Genomic DNA, 14,423 nt, shown 5'->3' with positions numbered 1-14,423 from the left:
CGTGGAGCTATTCGCCGGCCGCCTTCTTCGGCTGAGGCCCTTTCTGCGCGCTGTGCTCGGCGATGGTTCGTGCGACCCAGGCGACGAGATCCGGCCCCGCCTTCCCGAATGCCTGATCAATTGCAGCCGCTGCCGCGCTGGCATCCTCGCTGGCGGCTGGGACGGAAGCCCGGAAGACCTGCGAGGCAATGATGCGCCCCTTGCTGTCGATGATCTTGCTGCCGATCTCGACGTCCGCTGCGTTACCTGCGCCGATCTGGAACTTCCGAATGTCGATCGCGACGCGGAAGTCCGCGGTCAGGTCATCCAGTGGGCGACTGACGCCGGCAAAGGCATGACTATCCTCGAGGCCGCGAATGATCGTGGCTTGCACGATCCGCGTTACCGCATCGCTCCACTGGGCGTCGGACATCGCCGAAAGCACGCCCTCGGCCGAAACGGTCGCGATCTTCTCGCTGTCGAGGCTCGAGAGCGCGCTTGGCTCCGGCACGACGACCTGGACTGCCGGTGCTCGCTCCTTGGCTTCCGGCACGTGCAGATGTTGCAGGTTGAACGTCAATGCGCGTGCTCTCGCGGCAGCACCGCCGGTCATGCGCTCGAGGCCCGCGGCGATCCCGTCGATCTTGTCCGCATTGCGCGCGAGCGCGCCGGCGAAGGTGTCGATGTTGGCGATCATGTCGCGCAGCGGCTTTGCGTTCTCGGAGAGGATGGTATCCAGCTTGCGCAACACGTCGCGCGCCGACTGCGACATGGTCTCACCGGCGTCGCTACGTGCCTTGAGGAGAGGCAGCTCGCCTTTCGTTGCCGTGACCGGATCGCCGGAAGCGCCGCCCGTGAGCGTGACAACCGGAGAGCCTGTCAGACCCTGGAAATCTATGCTGACCACCGTGTCCTTGCGCACCGGCGCACTGCGATCGACAGAGATGGTCGCCCGTACCTCGCGCGGCTGAGCCGGATTGAGATCGAGTGCCGTCACCTCGCCGACGCGAATGCCGTTGAAGAGCACGGCGGATCCACGCAGCAATCCGGACACGGGCCCGTCGAATTGCACGCGATAGGCCGCGCGATCACTGAGGCCGCCTGCGTTGTTGATCCAGTAGACGAAGCCGAAGCCCAGGGCCAGGACGGCCAGGGTAAAGAGCCCCATCTGGACGTAGCGCGCGCGAACTTCCATCGCTCAGGTTTCCATTGTCGAGAGGCCGCGGGACAACTTGCGGCCGCGCTTGCCTTGAAAATAGGCCTGCATCCACGGATGCGGCGATCGCATCATTTCCGACATCGGACCGATGGCGACGACCTTGCCGTCGGCGAGTGCGGCAATGCGGTCGCAGACCGTATCGAGGCTTTCGAGATCGTGCGTGACCATGAATACCGTGAGGCCCAGGGTCTGCTGGAGAGTGCGGATCAGGGCGTCGAAATCGCCGGCGGAGATCGGATCGAGGCCCGATGTCGGCTCATCGAGAAAGACAAGCTCCGGGTCGAGCGCGAGGGCGCGGGCGAGCGCGACGCGCTTGGTCATGCCGCCCGAGAGTTGCGCAGGGAGCTTCTCGCCGTCGCTTGGGCTGAGCCCCACCATCTCGAGCTTGGCGAGCGCGACTTCGCGCATCAGGCGTTCGGAAAGGACCAGGTGCTCCCGCATGGGCACTTGCACGTTCTGCAATGCCGTGAGCGACGAGAACAGCGCCCCCTGCTGAAAGAGCACGCCCCAGCGACGCTCTAGCGCGTGGCGGTCATCGTCGCTCGCCCGCTCGAGATCGACGCCCAAGACTTCGATGGTCCCCTGGCGCTTCGGCAGCAGGCCGATGATCGTGCGCATGAGCACGGACTTGCCACTGCCCGAGCCGCCGACGAACCCCAGGATCTCGCCACGGCGCACGTCCAGAGAAAGACGGTCGAGCACGATATGGTCGCCGAAGCCGACGACGAGGTCGCGCACGCTGATGGCTGGCTTGTCACTGGGCGCGGTCATCGGCATCACATTCCAATGGACGCAAAGAAGATGGCGAACAGGCCGTCGAGCACGATCACGAGGAAGATCGACTTGACGACGGAGGCTGTCGTGTGAAGCCCGAGCGACTCGGCGCTGCCACGCACTTTGAGGCCCTCGGCACATGCCACGACACCGATCGCCAGGGCCATGAACGGCGCCTTGATCATGCCGACCTTGAAATGTGTGACCGAGATGGCCTCGTTGAGGCGTGCGATGTAGATGTCCGGGCTCATGCCGCCATAGAGCCACGCCACGACGCCGCCGCCGTAGAGCGCGGCCATCGAGCCGAGGAAGGCCAGCAGCGGCAGCGCGATCACGAGGGCGATGACGCGCGGAAGGAGCAGCACGCTCACCGGATCGAGGCCCATGGTGCGCAGGGCGTCGATTTCCTCACGCATTTTCATGGAGCCGATTTCGGCGGTGTAGGAGCTGCCGGAGCGGCCGGCCACCATGATCGCAACGATCAAAACGCCAAGCTCGCGCAGCACCAGGATGCCGACCATATCGACGACGTAGTCATCGGCGCCGAACTTGCGGAAGTGGAAGAAGCCCTGCTGAGCGATGATGCCGCCGATCAGGAAGGTAATGAGCAGGATGATCGGGACAGCCTGCCAGCCGACGCGGTCGAGATGATGTACGGCGGAGGTCAGCCGGAAGCTCCGGGGGCGCAGCAGCACGCCGACAAGCGCGTTTCCGAGCGCGCCGAGCATGTTGACGAACTGCAGGAAGTCGCGCCCCACGTCCTCGAGCGTGCGCCCGATGGTTTCGAGCGTCCGCACGATGGGGTTGGGAGCCCTTCGCGGTTCAGCAGGCTTGCGATTGACGTGATGCACCTCTTCGAGCAGGCCTGCGTACCGCTCGTCGAGATCGAGGATCTGTAGCTGCTCCTTGCGTGTCGGCCCCGGGCGTCCCAGCCGTTCCAGCAGCCAGGCGCCGTAGGTATCGAAGGCCTCGATGCCGCGCATGTTGATGGCCGTCGCGCGCATGAGCGCCGGATCGGTGCTCACGCTATCGACCAGGCGCTCGAGCTCCGCGGCGTGCGGCGCAGTCCACGAACCTTCTGCCGTCAGCTCTGTCCGGCCACCACGTTCGGCGGCACTTACATTGGGTGGCGTCGTCAAGAATTCCTCGGTCGGCAGGCGGGTACTGAACTACGGAAATCGGCGTGACCATGCCGTTCGTCAATGAGAAAGAGCCTTGATGAATATCAATCGTTCTTGAACGAAGCGTGTCGCGTCCGCTTCACCCGCGCTACCACGATCCGGCTGAGGTCACGTGGCGACTATACCGCTACATGAGATAGGGGCAAATGCGAGTATCGCCGCCATGGGTGACGAACGTGCCGGTTGCAGCATTGAAGGACCGGTACTCGCCCTGGCAGCGTGATATATCCTCCGGGGTGGCTCGCCCTTCGAGGATGGCCGGCGCGATCAGCGCCTGCAGAGCAGGCTCGCTGCAGGCGTCGGTTCCGGGATCGCAGTTCGCCAGCATCGCGTCGCTATAGAGCTCCCCAAAGGGATCGGTATCGGCGAGAACGTCATACCAGTACCAATACCAGAGCCCGCCGACGGGATAGGCGTAGTAGCGGCGCAGCCAGCGGTGCCTGTCGTGCTTGTAGTAGAACGGCCGATAGCGATGCTGCCACCCTGTCCTGTCGGCCTTCTGCTTGGGGTCGAACTTTACGTTTGGAGGTTTTGGATAGCCTGGGTTCTGGCGCAGGCCACTATTGCTCAGCGCCAGGTTCGAAGGTGCAATGCGCGAGGCAGGGAATGGTGTGCTCCCCCGAGGCAGCGTCGCGCCGCGCGACGTCGGGCCTGGCATCATGCGCAGTCCTCGGGGGCTTGGGCCGATATGCACGCGTTGCCCGAATGGTGCGAGATCTCCGCGCTCCGTGCTCATACGCCTCGAAGTAATCGATGGCGAAGTGATGCGGCCTGATCGCAGCGGGGCTATGCTGCCGCTCGGCACTCTGTAGGTGCGCCCTATGCCTGGGCTGACAATTCTTGCGCTCGGCACGCGCACGTAGCCGCCAACCCGCGGTCCGGCGAGACCCCCTCCGCCGCGTGGCGAGAAGCTCGGAGCTGCGCCTCCCCTGCCACCGCCTCTGTCATGGCCGCCTCTTTGCGCCATGGCCTCCGGCACGACAGCCGACAGGCCTAGCAGAGTGCCCATGCCAACGGCCGCGGCAACGCGAAGAAGGCGCAAGCTCCCTTTCATGGCTTGGACCTCGTAACGCCGACATTGTCCGCCGTTGCGGCGTCAAAGGCCGAAGGGATCGGTCGATTTTGACGACGTGCCGGCGTCGCGCGTGCCATCCGGCCAGCTCTTCCAGGGAAAGGGCATGTCCTCGCTCGCGCAAATCAGGAAGCGGGCGACCTCCGCGAGCCAGATCGCGAGGGATCGACCGAAGCCGACGAGAAAGCGATTGGGCTCACCTGAAAACAGCAGCCAGAAGAACTGCACGATGGCGCAGATGTTCAGCAGCGCCTGCCCGATGCCGAAGCCCACTGCGAAAAGGAGCATGAAAAGCCCACGCTTCCACACGTACCGGCTTCCTGCTCCCTGCTGCTCTGTGACGGCCATGGAATGGCTCCTCGCTGTAGACAAGATGCTGTCAGAGATGGTCGGCCTCGAAGCTGTCGCACGATAGCCCGAACAGCGAGAGGCCTTCCTCGAGATGGTCGCCGAGGAGTGGCATCCCGAGCAGATAGTTGGCTGTGTGCTCCGTTTGCGTGCGATGGGCGTTCGCCGCCTCCTCGCGCAGCTCTGCCCAGTCATCGAGCGTATTGTCGTCGCGTCCGAGCCACGCGAGTGCGACGAGGTCGATCTGCTCGTCCTCGCTGAGGCCCGAGATGAATGTCGTCAGCTCCTCCTCGACCGGGTCGTCGCCGTGATCCTCCAAAACCGAGATCATGTTGTCGTCGGATGGATTGGACCCGGCGTCGGGCTCGGTGACGACATCCTTGGCGTCGAACTCGCGCGCCTTCACGATGATGAAGCACACCTTCTCGGGCGAGATCGCGAGCGGCGGCAACTCGTCAGGCGAGAACTCCTCGACGGTCTTCGGCGTCTTGGGCATTACAGCAGCCTCCGATCGGCATGAGGGGCTCTCCGGTGCGCTAGTGCTCTCATAGGCGCCTCGGCGCGATACGGGTTTGACCTCAGTCAATGTTTTGGCAGTGCAACGCGCGGATCATGCTCGCGTTGCGTGGAGGTGAGATCGGCGCCCCAGGGGAGACCCGAGGGTGGAAGAGCAGACGGCGCGGGCTCTGCCTGTGCCTGTTCAATTCCCCTCATCGGGCGCCGACGCAGGTGGCGAGGCGCCGGCCGCGCAGGCCTCGAGGAGCGCGATGACCTCCTGATCGCTCATCTGGTGGAAGTCCGCGTAGTGGACGCCGATGGCGAAGAACGGCTCGGGCTGGCGGAGGCAGATGACCTCGTCGACGTCCTTCTCCAGCTCGGCGACGGTTTCAGCCGGAGCGACGGGGACGGCAAGTATCAGCCTGTTCGGATGCCTTCTCTGCAGCGCTTTCAGTGCGGCCCGTATGCTTGCGCCCGTGGCAATGCCGTCATCCACCAGAACGATGGTTCTGCCCTGGAGTGGCACGCGCGGCCGCCCCTGCAAATAGGCTTTGCGCCGCCGCTCGATTTCGGCGAGCGCCTGCCTCGTTTGTGTCTCGATGTAGTCTGGCGGGATGCCGGAGAGCTCGGCGACATCCTCGTTGACGACGACGTCCGGCGGGTCGCCATCGACGATGGCGGCGAGTGCGAGCTCCGGCTGGTACGGGACCCCGATCTTGCGCACGAGAACTATGTCGAGGGGGGCCGCGAGGGCCTTGGCGATCTCGGCCGCGACGGCGACCCCGCCGCGGGGCAAGGCGAGGATGACCGGCTGCACCAGATTCCTCGCGATCAGTGCGTCGGCAAGGGCGCGCCCTGCCGCGGCACGATCGGCAAATGGTCCGGCATTCCTCATCGCATTTATGTTTTTCGTCTCGCCGCGCGAGAATCCAGCCAACCTTCCAATACTTGAGGATCCGGCTTGTTTCCTTGACCGCCATCAACATCCAGCCGCCGGCTGCTCGCTTAGCCGTCAGTGGCCGCCCAAATTCCATGCGGGGCGGAGCTTCCGTCCTCATCAATTCGGCTTGAGCAGCGTCAAAGCATGGAACGAAAGCGAGGGCTCATAGAGTTCAGGGCAGGATGAACGGAGAGATGCCATGAAGGTTGACCGAACCTGGATCCTGATAGCCGACGGAAGCCGCGCCAGAGTGCTGGAGAGCCATGGCCCCGGTTCCGAGCTCGTTCCGGTCGAGGACATGTCCCTCACCATGGAGCTTCCACCCAATCGCGAATTGGAGACCGACCGGCCGGGGCGCAGCCTCGAGTCGGCCAATCCCACGCGTCACGCCATAGAGAACCGCACCGACCCGCACCGCGAGTTGAAGCGCAAGCTCGCGCGGGAGATTGCGGACAAGCTGGAGCATTGTTTGCGAGACCGCAGATTTGATCGTCTCGCCATTGTCGCGCCACCTGGCGCGCTCGGCGACTTGCGCGAGGCGCTTTCGAAGTCGCTGCAGGCAAAGGTGACGGCTGAGCTCGCGAAGGATCTCGTCAAGATCCCTCAGAACGATCTGCCCGCTCATCTGGCGCCTATCTGGGGGCCAAGCCGGAGCGCGAGAGGATGAAGCCCCGCGCGACCATCGTGGAGACAGCGTCCCTGACGCGCCGCTTCGGCACATTCACGGCCGTGGATGCGGTATCGTTCACGGTCTTTCCCGGCGAGATCTTCGGTCTGATCGGGTCCAACGGCGCGGGCAAGTCCACGCTCGTCAAGATGCTGACGACGATGCTGCCCCCGACTTCGGGGCGAGCGGTCGTCGCCGGTTACGACGTCGTGCGCAACGCGGCCAATGTGCGCGCGCACATTGGCTATGTGCCGCAGCTCCTTTCCGCCGACGGCGCCCTCACGGGATACGAGAACCTCCTCTTTGCGGCTCGTCTCTATCTCGTGCCGAGAGCGGAGCGCGAGAAGCGCATCCGAACGGCGCTCGAGCGCATGGGACTCGCGGAGTTCGCCGACAGGCTCGTGCAGGGTTATTCCGGCGGCATGATCCGGCGTCTCGAGATCGCGCAGAGCACGATCCATGAGCCGCCCGTCCTGTTCATGGATGAGCCGACCGTCGGGCTCGATCCCGCCGCGCGTCACGTCGTGTGGGCGCATGTGCGCCAGCTACAGGAGACGCTCGGCACGACCATCATCATGACCACCCATCTCATGGACGAGGCCGACCAGATGTGTGACCGCATAGGCCTGCTGCACAGCGGTCGTCTTCAGGCCGTCGGCTCTCCGAAGGAGCTCAAGGCAAGCATCGGGCCCGAGGCAACGCTGGACGATGTGTTCGCCAGCATTGCCGATACGGGCGCCGGATCAGAAGGGTCGTATCGAGATGTCCGCCAGACCCGCAGAAGCATTCAGAGCCACTCATGAGCGGTCGCTGATCGCGGCAGCAGCCGGATACGGCACGCAAGTCTTTGCCGTGGCCGATGTCGAGCTCCGCAAGCTCATGCACGATCCGACCGAGATTTTCACGCGCGCGCTGCAGCCGGCCATCTGGCTGCTGCTCTTCGGCCAGGTGATGGCGCACGTGAGAGGGCTCGACGCCGGAGGCGGCAACTACCTCGACTTCCTCGTGCCCGGCATTCTGGCGCAGAGCGTGCTCTTTGCGGCGATCTTCTATGGCATCTCGGCAATTTGGGAGCGCGATCTCGGGATCCTGCACCGCTACATGGTGAGCCCGGCTCCGCGCACTGCGCTCGTTCTGGGAAAGGCGGTGTCGGCCGCCGTGCGCGGGCTCATTCAGTCGGTAATCGTCTATCTTCTGGCTTTGCTGATGCATGTGGATGTGAGCTTCAATCCTCTGCATCTGATCGGCGTTGCCGCGCTGATCGCGCTCGGCTCGTCGCTCTTTGCGACGTTCTCGCTGGCCATTGCGTGCATCGTCAAGACTCGCGAGCGTTTCATGGGCATTGGCCAGGTGCTGACCATGCCCATTTTCTTCGCCAGCAATGCGATCTATCCCATCGATATCATGCCCGACTGGCTCAGGGGCATCTCCCTCGCCAATCCGCTCAGCTATCAGGTCGACGCGCTACGCGCGCTCATGCTGGCCGGTGGCGAGAGCAAGTTCGGGCTCGCTACGGATTTTGCCGTCCTGCTTGGCGTGACCGCCGTGCTCGTCCTTGTAGCGGCGCGGCTCTACCCGAGAATGACGGCGTGAGCGGATCGGGTTGCCGTCGACAAGCGGCGTGACGCGGAACAATGGAGAAGCGAGATGAAACTGCTCAGAAGCCCATGGCGACTTTCCGCGCGAACTGTCCTCGCCATCTGTCTGCTCTCTGGTGCCGCTATCGCGACCGCTCATGCGGCGGCGACGCCATTTCAAAGTCTGTTCGGCACGTGGTCCGGATCCGGACAGATACGATATCAAGATGGCGCGTCCGAGCGCATCCGCTGCACGGCCTACTATTCGGGAGCGCAGCGGGCGCTGCGTCTTGCCATAAGATGTCGCGGGACGACGAACGCCGTCGAGATCCGAGGGCAGCTCCAGCAGCAGCCGTCCGGCGCGCTTTCGGGAACATGGGAAGAGCGCACGTTCAATGCGGCCGGCGAGGCCTCGGGCCGCATGTCGCCCGGGCGCATGAACCTTTCGATCTCGGGTGGCGGGCTTTCAGGATCCATGTCCGTCAACTACGGCGGTTCGCGGCAGACCGTCGTGATCTCTGTTCAAGGCGTGCCGCTGAGAAGCGTCAACATCACAATGACGAGAGGCTAGCGCTGCAGGGCGTCGGGCGCGCGCCGCCTTTGCGTCCGATCAATGTGCGTGTTCGCCGGGCTTCCTACGAGAAGATCTGTCTGACGGGGCACCTGTGCCCCGCGTGAAGTCCAAGACAGGAGTTTTGAGATGGCAAAGACTGAACTCTCGAAATCCATGGAAACTTCGCCGACCCGCTCGGGCGACGTATTTGCAGCGATGCGTAATGAGATGGATCGCATGTTCGAGCGCTTCGAGCACGGCTTTCCGCGTTGGCCCGCACTCTTCCGCGAGCATGGTCATGGCAACGGCACGATGCTCATGCCCGAGCTCGACGTCAAGGAAAGCGCCGATGCGGTGACCATCGAGGTCGAGTTGCCGGGCGTCGACGAGAAGGATGTCTCCGTGACCCTCGCCAATGGCCTGCTCACCATCAAGGGTGAGAAGAAGATGGCCAAGGAGGAGAAGAAGGAGAACTATTATCTCAGCGAGCGCAGCTACGGCACGTTCGAACGCACGCTGCGGCTTCCCGAGAGCATCGACGAAGCCAAGATCGAAGCGAAGTTCGACAAGGGCGTTCTGAAGGTGAAAGCCGCCAAGAAGCCCGAAGCCATCAAGGCCGAGCGCAAGATCGAGATCAAGAAGACCTGACGGTCTTTGCAGCGCGGCGCGGCTGCATGAGCAGGCCGCGCCGATGCTCGCCGCTGATGACATTCCGCGCTTGCAGCCATCATTCTCATTCCGCTACAGCACACAGGAGGGCTGGTTCGGAACGCGAGGCCTTCCAGCACGTGTGCCCTGGTAGGAAGGATCGCCGATGGCAGAGAAGATCACCGACAGCGATGTTCTGCTGGTTGTCGATGTGCAGAACGATTTCTGCCCCGGCGGCAGTCTCGCCGTGCCTGGCGGTGACGAGATCGTGCCTCTCGTCAATCGACTTGCGGGCCGCTTCCAGCATGTGATCCTGACACAGGACTGGCATCCACCGGCGCACAGCTCCTTTGCTTCGGCCAATCCCGGTCGTCAGCCCTTCGAGGTCGTCACTTTTCCCTATGGACCGCAGGTGCTGTGGCCCGATCATTGTGTGCAGGAGACGCGCGGCGCGGCCTTCCATGACGGACTGCATATTCCCCATGCGGAGCTGATCATCCGCAAGGGCTATCGCCGCGCGATCGATTCCTATTCAGCCTTCTTCGAGAACGATCGCACGACCCCGACGGGCCTCGCGGGCTATCTGCGCGAGCGCGGCCTCTCGCGCATTTTTCTCGCGGGCCTCGCGCTCGATTTTTGTGTGCGCTACTCGGCCGAGGACGGGCACCGCTGCGGCTTCGATATCGTCGTGGTCGAGGAGGCGACGCGCGGCATCGATCTCAACGGCTCAGTCGATGCCGCACGCCGCGCCTTTGCGGAGCGGGAAATCGCTGCGATTGCCGCCGATGATGTGACCTGACGCGACGCTGCGAGGTGTCACTGCTTCAAGCGTGCGTGAAAAGTCTGCGCCGTCTCCGGCCAGAGCGCCTTCAGCTCGTGCGGGAGCTGCGCGATGACGTCGGCGATCTCGCCCTGGTCGCAATGGTGCGACAGTAGCGCGAAGACGTCCCGGGCTGCGGCTTCGGCATCAATCGAGTGCGGTCTGAGCTTGGTCGCTATGCCGTCGAGAAACTCCTCCTTGGTCCGTACTTTCTCAGGCGTGTGCCGCGGCTGCCATCCTTCGAAATAGGCGCCGCGAATGATGAGCGGCAATTGCGCGGCAAGATCCGTGGCCTCCTCCGGTGTCAGGCGATCCCGTAGCTGATGGAGCACGGCCCTGAGAACGCTGTAGGCAGTGGCTTCATCACCGAGATCGCCGTTGTCTCTGAGTTCTTTCAGCCAGATCTGCGTCTGCTGAACGGCATGACTGAGCGTCGCTGGAAGCGTCATGGCTGATCTCCTCTGCGCCTGGGCGCGGCCGTCCATTCCGGCACGTCACTGTGACCTCCAAAATTGCCGGCGGGCGCGGGCGTGCCATTGATGGAGGTCAAACGCGCTGGCGTGCCGCCGCGCCTCATGCCATCTTGTCCGTACAAATTATCAGGTATGCAAAGAGGATATGCCTCGGTATGGCTCAGATTGAAATAGTATTGTCTGGACAAATCCACGAAGCCAGCGGAAACGGGCGATGAGCAGTGTGATGAATGATGCGGGCGACGAGGCCCAGCTTCTCGACATGATCGAGCGGTGGACCGAGCGCGAGCTGAAGCCGATCGTGCGCGAGTACGATCACGCCGACCGCTATCCCGATCACATCGTCGAGCAGATGAAGGAGCTTGGCCTTTTCGGCGCGACGGTCAGCACCGAGTACGGCGGCCTCGGTCTGCCGGCCTCGACCTACGCGAAGATCGTGATGACGATCTCGTCGGTCTGGATGTCGATCACCGGTATTTTCAACTCGCACCTGATGCTCGCGCTTGCGATCGAGAAGTTCGGGACGCCCGAGCAGAAGCGGCAGTGGCTGCCGAAGATCGCCTCGGGCGAGATCCGCGGCGGCCTCGCCCTGACGGAGCCCGATGCCGGCACCGACCTGCAGGGCATTCGCATGACCGCCCGCCGCGATGGCGACGACTACGTCATCAACGGCACGAAGATGTGGATCACGAACGGCGCCGAGGGCTCGTGCTTCGCCATGCTGGTGAAGACCAATCCCGACGCCAATCCGCGGCACTCGGGCCTCAGCCTCTTCATCACGCCGAAGAAGGAGGGCTTCACGGTCGGCCGCAAGCTCAAGAAGCTCGGCTACAAGGCGATCGATACGGCGGAGCTGGTGTTCGATAACTATCGCGTTACGAAGGATCATCTGATCGGCGGCGTCGAGGGGCAGGGTTTCTATCAGACGACCGGCGGCCTCGAGCTCGGGCGCATCAACGTCGCCGCGCGCGGCGTCGGCATTGCCGAAGGGGCGCTCAAACTTGCGACAGAGTACGCTCAGGTGCGCAAGACCTTTGGCAAGCCCATCTGCGAGCATCAGGCCATCCAGCTCAAGCTCGGCGAGATGGCGACGCGGGCGCGTGCTGCCCGGCTGCTGACGCTCGATGCGGCTGCGGCTTTCGATCGCGGCGAGCGCTGCGACATGGAGGCCGGCATGGCAAAATACTTCTCCAGCGAGGCCGCGCTCGAGAACTCCATTGAAGGAATGCGTATTCACGGCGCCTATGGCTACTCGCAAGAGTACGACATCGAGCGCCTCTACCGCGATGCGCCGCTCACCTGCATCGGCGAGGGCACCAACGAGATGCAGCGCATCATCATCTCCAAGAACTGGATCAAGAGGAATCCCATCGCATGAAGCCGCTGCAAGATCTGAAGATCGTATCGGTCGAGCAGTTCGGCGCGGCACCCTATGGCACGATGCTTCTGGCCGAGCTCGGCGCGACGGTCATCAAAATCGAGAATGCCGCGATCGGTGGCGATCCGGCGCGCAAGACCGGTCCCTACTATCTCGGCGAAAACGACAGCGAGTATTTCCAGTCGTTCAACAGCAGCAAGAAGAGCGTCGCGCTCGATCTGCGCAGCGAGGAAGGCCGTACGGCGCTGAACGGTCTGATCGCCAAGGCCGATGTCGTGATGAACAATCTGCGCGGCGATCTGCCGGCCAAGATGGGGCTCGACTATCCCGCGCTCTCGTCCATCAAGTCCTCTATTGTGTGCGTTCATATCTCCGCCTACGGGCGGGACAACGAGCGCACGGCGCGGCCCGGCTATGACTATCTCATGCAGGCCGAATCCGGGCTCATGGATCTGACGGGTGAGCCGGATGGTCCGCCCTCGCGCATCGGCGCGCCCTCCATGATCGACCAGACGACGGGCCTCACGGCGGCCGTCGGCTTGCTCGCGGCCGTTCTTCAGGCGCGCTCGACGGGCAAAGGCTGCGATGTCGACGTGAGCCTGTTCGAGGTCGCGGTGCATCAGCTCGGCTATGCCGCGCGCTGGTATCTCAATGAAGGGCATGTCTCCGAGCGCCAGCAGCGCAGTGCGCACTTCTCCGTCGCGCCCGTGCAGACCTTCCCGACGGCGGACGGCTGGGTCTTCATCATGTGCATGACCGACAGGTTCTGGGGCGAGCTGGCCACCGCCATCGGACGCCCGGAGCTGGCGCAGGATCCCCGCTTCGCGACGATGGCGAACAGGCAGAAGAACCGCGATGCGATCACCGAGATCGTCGACGTGGAGCTGAAGAAGCAGCCGAGCAGCACCTGGCTCGACAAGCTCGGCAGCGTCCTGCCGATCGCGCCGGTGCTCGACCTCGCGAGCGCGCTCGACAATCCCTTCCTCAAGAAGACGGAGATGGTGCGCACCGTGCCGCATCCGGCAATGCCGGGTATGCGTGTGCTCGCCAATCCGATCAAGATCAACGGCAAGCGCCTGGAGCAGACGCCCTGCTCGCCGCTCGGAGCGGACAATGCCGAGTTCGTCGGCGTCGTGTCGACGGAAACTGTGCGGGGGCGCAAATGAAGCTCGAAGGCATCCGCGTCGTCGATCTCTCCGTGTTTCTGCCGGGGCCTTATCTCACGCTCGCCATGGCCGATCATGGTGCGGAGGTGATCAAGGTTGAGGCGCCCGGTGAGGGTGATCCCGGCCGCCACATCGGTCTCTCGGACGGACCGGAGACAGTCTTCTTCCGCAATCTCAATCGCGGCAAGAAGAGCATCGTCGTCGATCTGAAGGACGCGGCACAGCGCGAGCGTCTGCTGAAGCTTTGCGAGAGCGCCGATGTGTTCGTCGAGTCGTTCCGCCCGGGCGTGGTCGATCGGCTCGGCGTCGGCTACGAGGCACTGCGGGCGCGCAATCCGCGCATTGTCTATTGCTCGATCAGCGCGTTCGGGCAGCAAGGACCTTTCAGTGGGCGTCCCGCGCACGACATCGCGCTCGAGGCCGAGAGCGGCCTGCTGACCGCATCCCTTGGCGGCGACGGCAAGCCGGCCATGCCTGCCATTCCGGTTGCGGACGTTCTCGCCGGTTTGCAGGGCCTCTCTGCAGTGCTGATGGCCTTGCAGCGCCGGAACCAGACGGGGAAAGGCGACTACGTCGACATCAGCATGCACGATGTCACCATCGGCGCGATGCTGAACATTCTCGGCCCCACGTTCGCCGAGAACCGTCATCCCATTCCGACGCACGAGCGCACGACGGGTGGCGCGGCGTTCTATCGTCCGTACGAGACGCGTGACGGGCGCTTCCTCGTCCTCGCCGGTCAGGAGCCGAAGTTCATCCATAATCTGCTCGGCGCCTTGGGACGTCCCGATCTCGCGGAGCCGTGTCTGCGTGGGCCAGGACCACATCAGCAACCCGTCATGCACTTCCTCGCCGAGGTGTTCCGCACCAGGACGCTCGCGGAATGGGACGCCTATCTCGGCAAGCTCGATGTCTGCTATGGCCGCGTGAACACGCTGCCGGAGGCCTTCGCGCACGAGAACCTGTACGCCCGCGGGATGGTTCTGCGCGATGACGAGGGCCGCACGCACGTCGGTCCGCCCATTCACTTCCGCGAGGAGCCGGCCTCACCGAGCCTGCGTCCGCCGCGCCTTGGCGAGCACACCGAAGCCCTGCTCGGTGCGCAAAAGACAGCTTCCGGAGATTGATGC

Annotated in this window: 17 protein-coding genes; 9 read left to right on the top strand and 8 right to left on the bottom strand. The window is 63.8% G+C overall.

What is annotated here, in order from left to right:
- Nucleotides 1-7 precede the first annotated feature (7 nt).
- The 7 genes from CS1BSM3_RS26550 to CS1BSM3_RS26520 all read right to left on the bottom strand — a co-directional run bounded on the left by CS1BSM3_RS26550 (nt 8) and on the right by CS1BSM3_RS26520 (nt 5,966).
- Nucleotides 8-1,174: an ABC-type transport auxiliary lipoprotein family protein gene (locus tag CS1BSM3_RS26550; RefSeq protein ID WP_072393202.1), complete on the bottom strand. Its 1,167-nt coding sequence runs from the start codon at nt 1,172-1,174 to the stop codon at nt 8-10.
- Nucleotides 1,175-1,177: 3 nt separating this feature from the next.
- The gene (locus tag CS1BSM3_RS26545; RefSeq protein ID WP_072394645.1) at nt 1,178-1,969 is read right to left on the bottom strand and encodes an ABC transporter ATP-binding protein; all 792 of its coding nucleotides are present in this window, start codon (nt 1,967-1,969) and stop codon (nt 1,178-1,180) included.
- A gap of 5 nt (nt 1,970-1,974) precedes the next feature.
- Entirely contained in the window at nt 1,975-3,111 is a 1,137-nt protein-coding gene (locus CS1BSM3_RS26540; protein WP_072393200.1) for an MlaE family ABC transporter permease, read from the bottom strand.
- A gap of 169 nt (nt 3,112-3,280) precedes the next feature.
- A complete protein-coding gene (locus tag CS1BSM3_RS28395) occupies nt 3,281-3,814 on the bottom strand; it encodes a BA14K family protein (protein WP_072393197.1) in 534 nt (177 codons plus the stop codon).
- A 435-nt stretch (nt 3,815-4,249) separates the two neighbouring features.
- Entirely contained in the window at nt 4,250-4,573 is a 324-nt protein-coding gene (locus CS1BSM3_RS26530) for a DUF4389 domain-containing protein (protein WP_072393194.1), read from the bottom strand.
- Nucleotides 4,574-4,604: 31 nt separating this feature from the next.
- The gene (locus CS1BSM3_RS26525) at nt 4,605-5,069 is read right to left on the bottom strand and encodes a DUF3775 domain-containing protein (protein WP_072393191.1); all 465 of its coding nucleotides are present in this window, start codon (nt 5,067-5,069) and stop codon (nt 4,605-4,607) included.
- A gap of 204 nt (nt 5,070-5,273) precedes the next feature.
- The gene (locus CS1BSM3_RS26520) at nt 5,274-5,966 is read right to left on the bottom strand and encodes a phosphoribosyltransferase (RefSeq protein WP_072394641.1); all 693 of its coding nucleotides are present in this window, start codon (nt 5,964-5,966) and stop codon (nt 5,274-5,276) included.
- Nucleotides 5,967-6,210: 244 nt separating this feature from the next.
- Here CS1BSM3_RS26520 and CS1BSM3_RS26515 point away from each other — a divergent pair, with 244 nt between their 5' ends.
- The 6 genes from CS1BSM3_RS26515 (at nt 6,211) to pncA (ending at nt 10,255) form a co-directional block, all read left to right on the top strand.
- Nucleotides 6,211-6,678: a host attachment protein gene (locus CS1BSM3_RS26515; RefSeq protein ID WP_072393189.1), complete on the top strand. Its 468-nt coding sequence runs from the start codon at nt 6,211-6,213 to the stop codon at nt 6,676-6,678.
- Nucleotides 6,675-7,481, top strand: coding sequence for an ATP-binding cassette domain-containing protein (locus CS1BSM3_RS26510; RefSeq protein ID WP_072393186.1), 807 nt, complete (start codon nt 6,675-6,677; stop codon nt 7,479-7,481). The genes CS1BSM3_RS26515 and CS1BSM3_RS26510 overlap by 4 nt, the downstream gene beginning before the upstream one ends.
- Nucleotides 7,441-8,271 (top strand): ABC transporter permease, encoded by an 831-nt coding sequence (locus tag CS1BSM3_RS26505; protein ID WP_083528921.1) that lies wholly within the window; start codon nt 7,441-7,443, stop codon nt 8,269-8,271. The genes CS1BSM3_RS26510 and CS1BSM3_RS26505 overlap by 41 nt, the downstream gene beginning before the upstream one ends.
- A gap of 54 nt (nt 8,272-8,325) precedes the next feature.
- On the top strand, nt 8,326-8,826 hold the full coding sequence (locus tag CS1BSM3_RS26500; protein ID WP_072393183.1) for a hypothetical protein: 501 nt from the start codon (nt 8,326-8,328) through the stop codon (nt 8,824-8,826).
- A gap of 129 nt (nt 8,827-8,955) precedes the next feature.
- A complete protein-coding gene (locus tag CS1BSM3_RS26495) occupies nt 8,956-9,456 on the top strand; it encodes an Hsp20/alpha crystallin family protein (protein WP_072393179.1) in 501 nt (166 codons plus the stop codon).
- A gap of 166 nt (nt 9,457-9,622) precedes the next feature.
- Complete coding sequence (pncA, locus tag CS1BSM3_RS26490) at nt 9,623-10,255, top strand: bifunctional nicotinamidase/pyrazinamidase (RefSeq protein WP_072393176.1); 633 nt, start codon at nt 9,623-9,625, stop codon at nt 10,253-10,255.
- 17 nt (nt 10,256-10,272) lie between these two features.
- Here the strand turns inward: pncA and CS1BSM3_RS26485 are convergent, their stop codons facing one another.
- The gene (locus CS1BSM3_RS26485; protein WP_072393173.1) at nt 10,273-10,725 is read right to left on the bottom strand and encodes a DUF2267 domain-containing protein; all 453 of its coding nucleotides are present in this window, start codon (nt 10,723-10,725) and stop codon (nt 10,273-10,275) included.
- 238 nt (nt 10,726-10,963) lie between these two features.
- Between CS1BSM3_RS26485 and CS1BSM3_RS26480 the strand changes: the two genes are divergently transcribed.
- Genes CS1BSM3_RS26480 through CS1BSM3_RS26470 form a run of 3 tightly spaced genes read left to right on the top strand, consistent with a single transcriptional unit; the run spans nt 10,964 to nt 14,420 of the window.
- Nucleotides 10,964-12,127: an acyl-CoA dehydrogenase family protein gene (locus tag CS1BSM3_RS26480; protein ID WP_072393170.1), complete on the top strand. Its 1,164-nt coding sequence runs from the start codon at nt 10,964-10,966 to the stop codon at nt 12,125-12,127.
- Entirely contained in the window at nt 12,124-13,293 is a 1,170-nt protein-coding gene (locus CS1BSM3_RS26475; RefSeq protein WP_072393167.1) for a CaiB/BaiF CoA transferase family protein, read from the top strand. The genes CS1BSM3_RS26480 and CS1BSM3_RS26475 overlap by 4 nt, the downstream gene beginning before the upstream one ends.
- Nucleotides 13,290-14,420, top strand: coding sequence for a CaiB/BaiF CoA transferase family protein (locus tag CS1BSM3_RS26470; protein WP_072393164.1), 1,131 nt, complete (start codon nt 13,290-13,292; stop codon nt 14,418-14,420). Before CS1BSM3_RS26475 ends, CS1BSM3_RS26470 begins: the two co-directional genes overlap by 4 nt.
- Nucleotides 14,421-14,423: the final 3 nt, after the last annotated feature.

The organism is Hyphomicrobium sp. CS1BSMeth3 (genome assembly GCF_900117415.1).
Taxonomy (GTDB): Bacteria; Pseudomonadota; Alphaproteobacteria; order Rhizobiales; family Hyphomicrobiaceae.
The sequence above is the reverse complement of the archived record's forward strand: the minus strand, read 5'-3'. Positions and strand labels throughout refer to the sequence as shown.

Excerpts from the sequence above, each read along its gene's own strand:
- CS1BSM3_RS26550 (WP_072393202.1), bottom strand. The coding sequence starts at position 1,174 with ATGGAAGTTCGCGCGCGCTACGTCCAGATGGGGCTCTTTACCCTGGCC.
- CS1BSM3_RS26545 (WP_072394645.1), bottom strand. The coding sequence starts at position 1,969 with ATGACCGCGCCCAGTGACAAGCCAGCCATCAGCGTGCGCGACCTCGTC.
- CS1BSM3_RS28395 (WP_072393197.1), bottom strand. The coding sequence starts at position 3,814 with ATGATGCCAGGCCCGACGTCGCGCGGCGCGACGCTGCCTCGGGGGAGC.
- CS1BSM3_RS26530 (WP_072393194.1), bottom strand. The coding sequence starts at position 4,573 with ATGGCCGTCACAGAGCAGCAGGGAGCAGGAAGCCGGTACGTGTGGAAG.
- CS1BSM3_RS26525 (WP_072393191.1), bottom strand. The coding sequence starts at position 5,069 with ATGCCCAAGACGCCGAAGACCGTCGAGGAGTTCTCGCCTGACGAGTTG.
- CS1BSM3_RS26520 (WP_072394641.1), bottom strand. The coding sequence starts at position 5,966 with ATGAGGAATGCCGGACCATTTGCCGATCGTGCCGCGGCAGGGCGCGCC.
- CS1BSM3_RS26515 (WP_072393189.1), top strand. The coding sequence starts at position 6,211 with ATGAAGGTTGACCGAACCTGGATCCTGATAGCCGACGGAAGCCGCGCC.
- CS1BSM3_RS26510 (WP_072393186.1), top strand. The coding sequence starts at position 6,675 with ATGAAGCCCCGCGCGACCATCGTGGAGACAGCGTCCCTGACGCGCCGC.
- CS1BSM3_RS26505 (WP_083528921.1), top strand. The coding sequence starts at position 7,441 with ATGTCCGCCAGACCCGCAGAAGCATTCAGAGCCACTCATGAGCGGTCG.
- CS1BSM3_RS26500 (WP_072393183.1), top strand. The coding sequence starts at position 8,326 with ATGAAACTGCTCAGAAGCCCATGGCGACTTTCCGCGCGAACTGTCCTC.
- CS1BSM3_RS26495 (WP_072393179.1), top strand. The coding sequence starts at position 8,956 with ATGGCAAAGACTGAACTCTCGAAATCCATGGAAACTTCGCCGACCCGC.
- pncA (WP_072393176.1), top strand. The coding sequence starts at position 9,623 with ATGGCAGAGAAGATCACCGACAGCGATGTTCTGCTGGTTGTCGATGTG.
- CS1BSM3_RS26485 (WP_072393173.1), bottom strand. The coding sequence starts at position 10,725 with ATGACGCTTCCAGCGACGCTCAGTCATGCCGTTCAGCAGACGCAGATC.
- CS1BSM3_RS26480 (WP_072393170.1), top strand. The coding sequence starts at position 10,964 with ATGAGCAGTGTGATGAATGATGCGGGCGACGAGGCCCAGCTTCTCGAC.
- CS1BSM3_RS26475 (WP_072393167.1), top strand. The coding sequence starts at position 12,124 with ATGAAGCCGCTGCAAGATCTGAAGATCGTATCGGTCGAGCAGTTCGGC.
- CS1BSM3_RS26470 (WP_072393164.1), top strand. The coding sequence starts at position 13,290 with ATGAAGCTCGAAGGCATCCGCGTCGTCGATCTCTCCGTGTTTCTGCCG.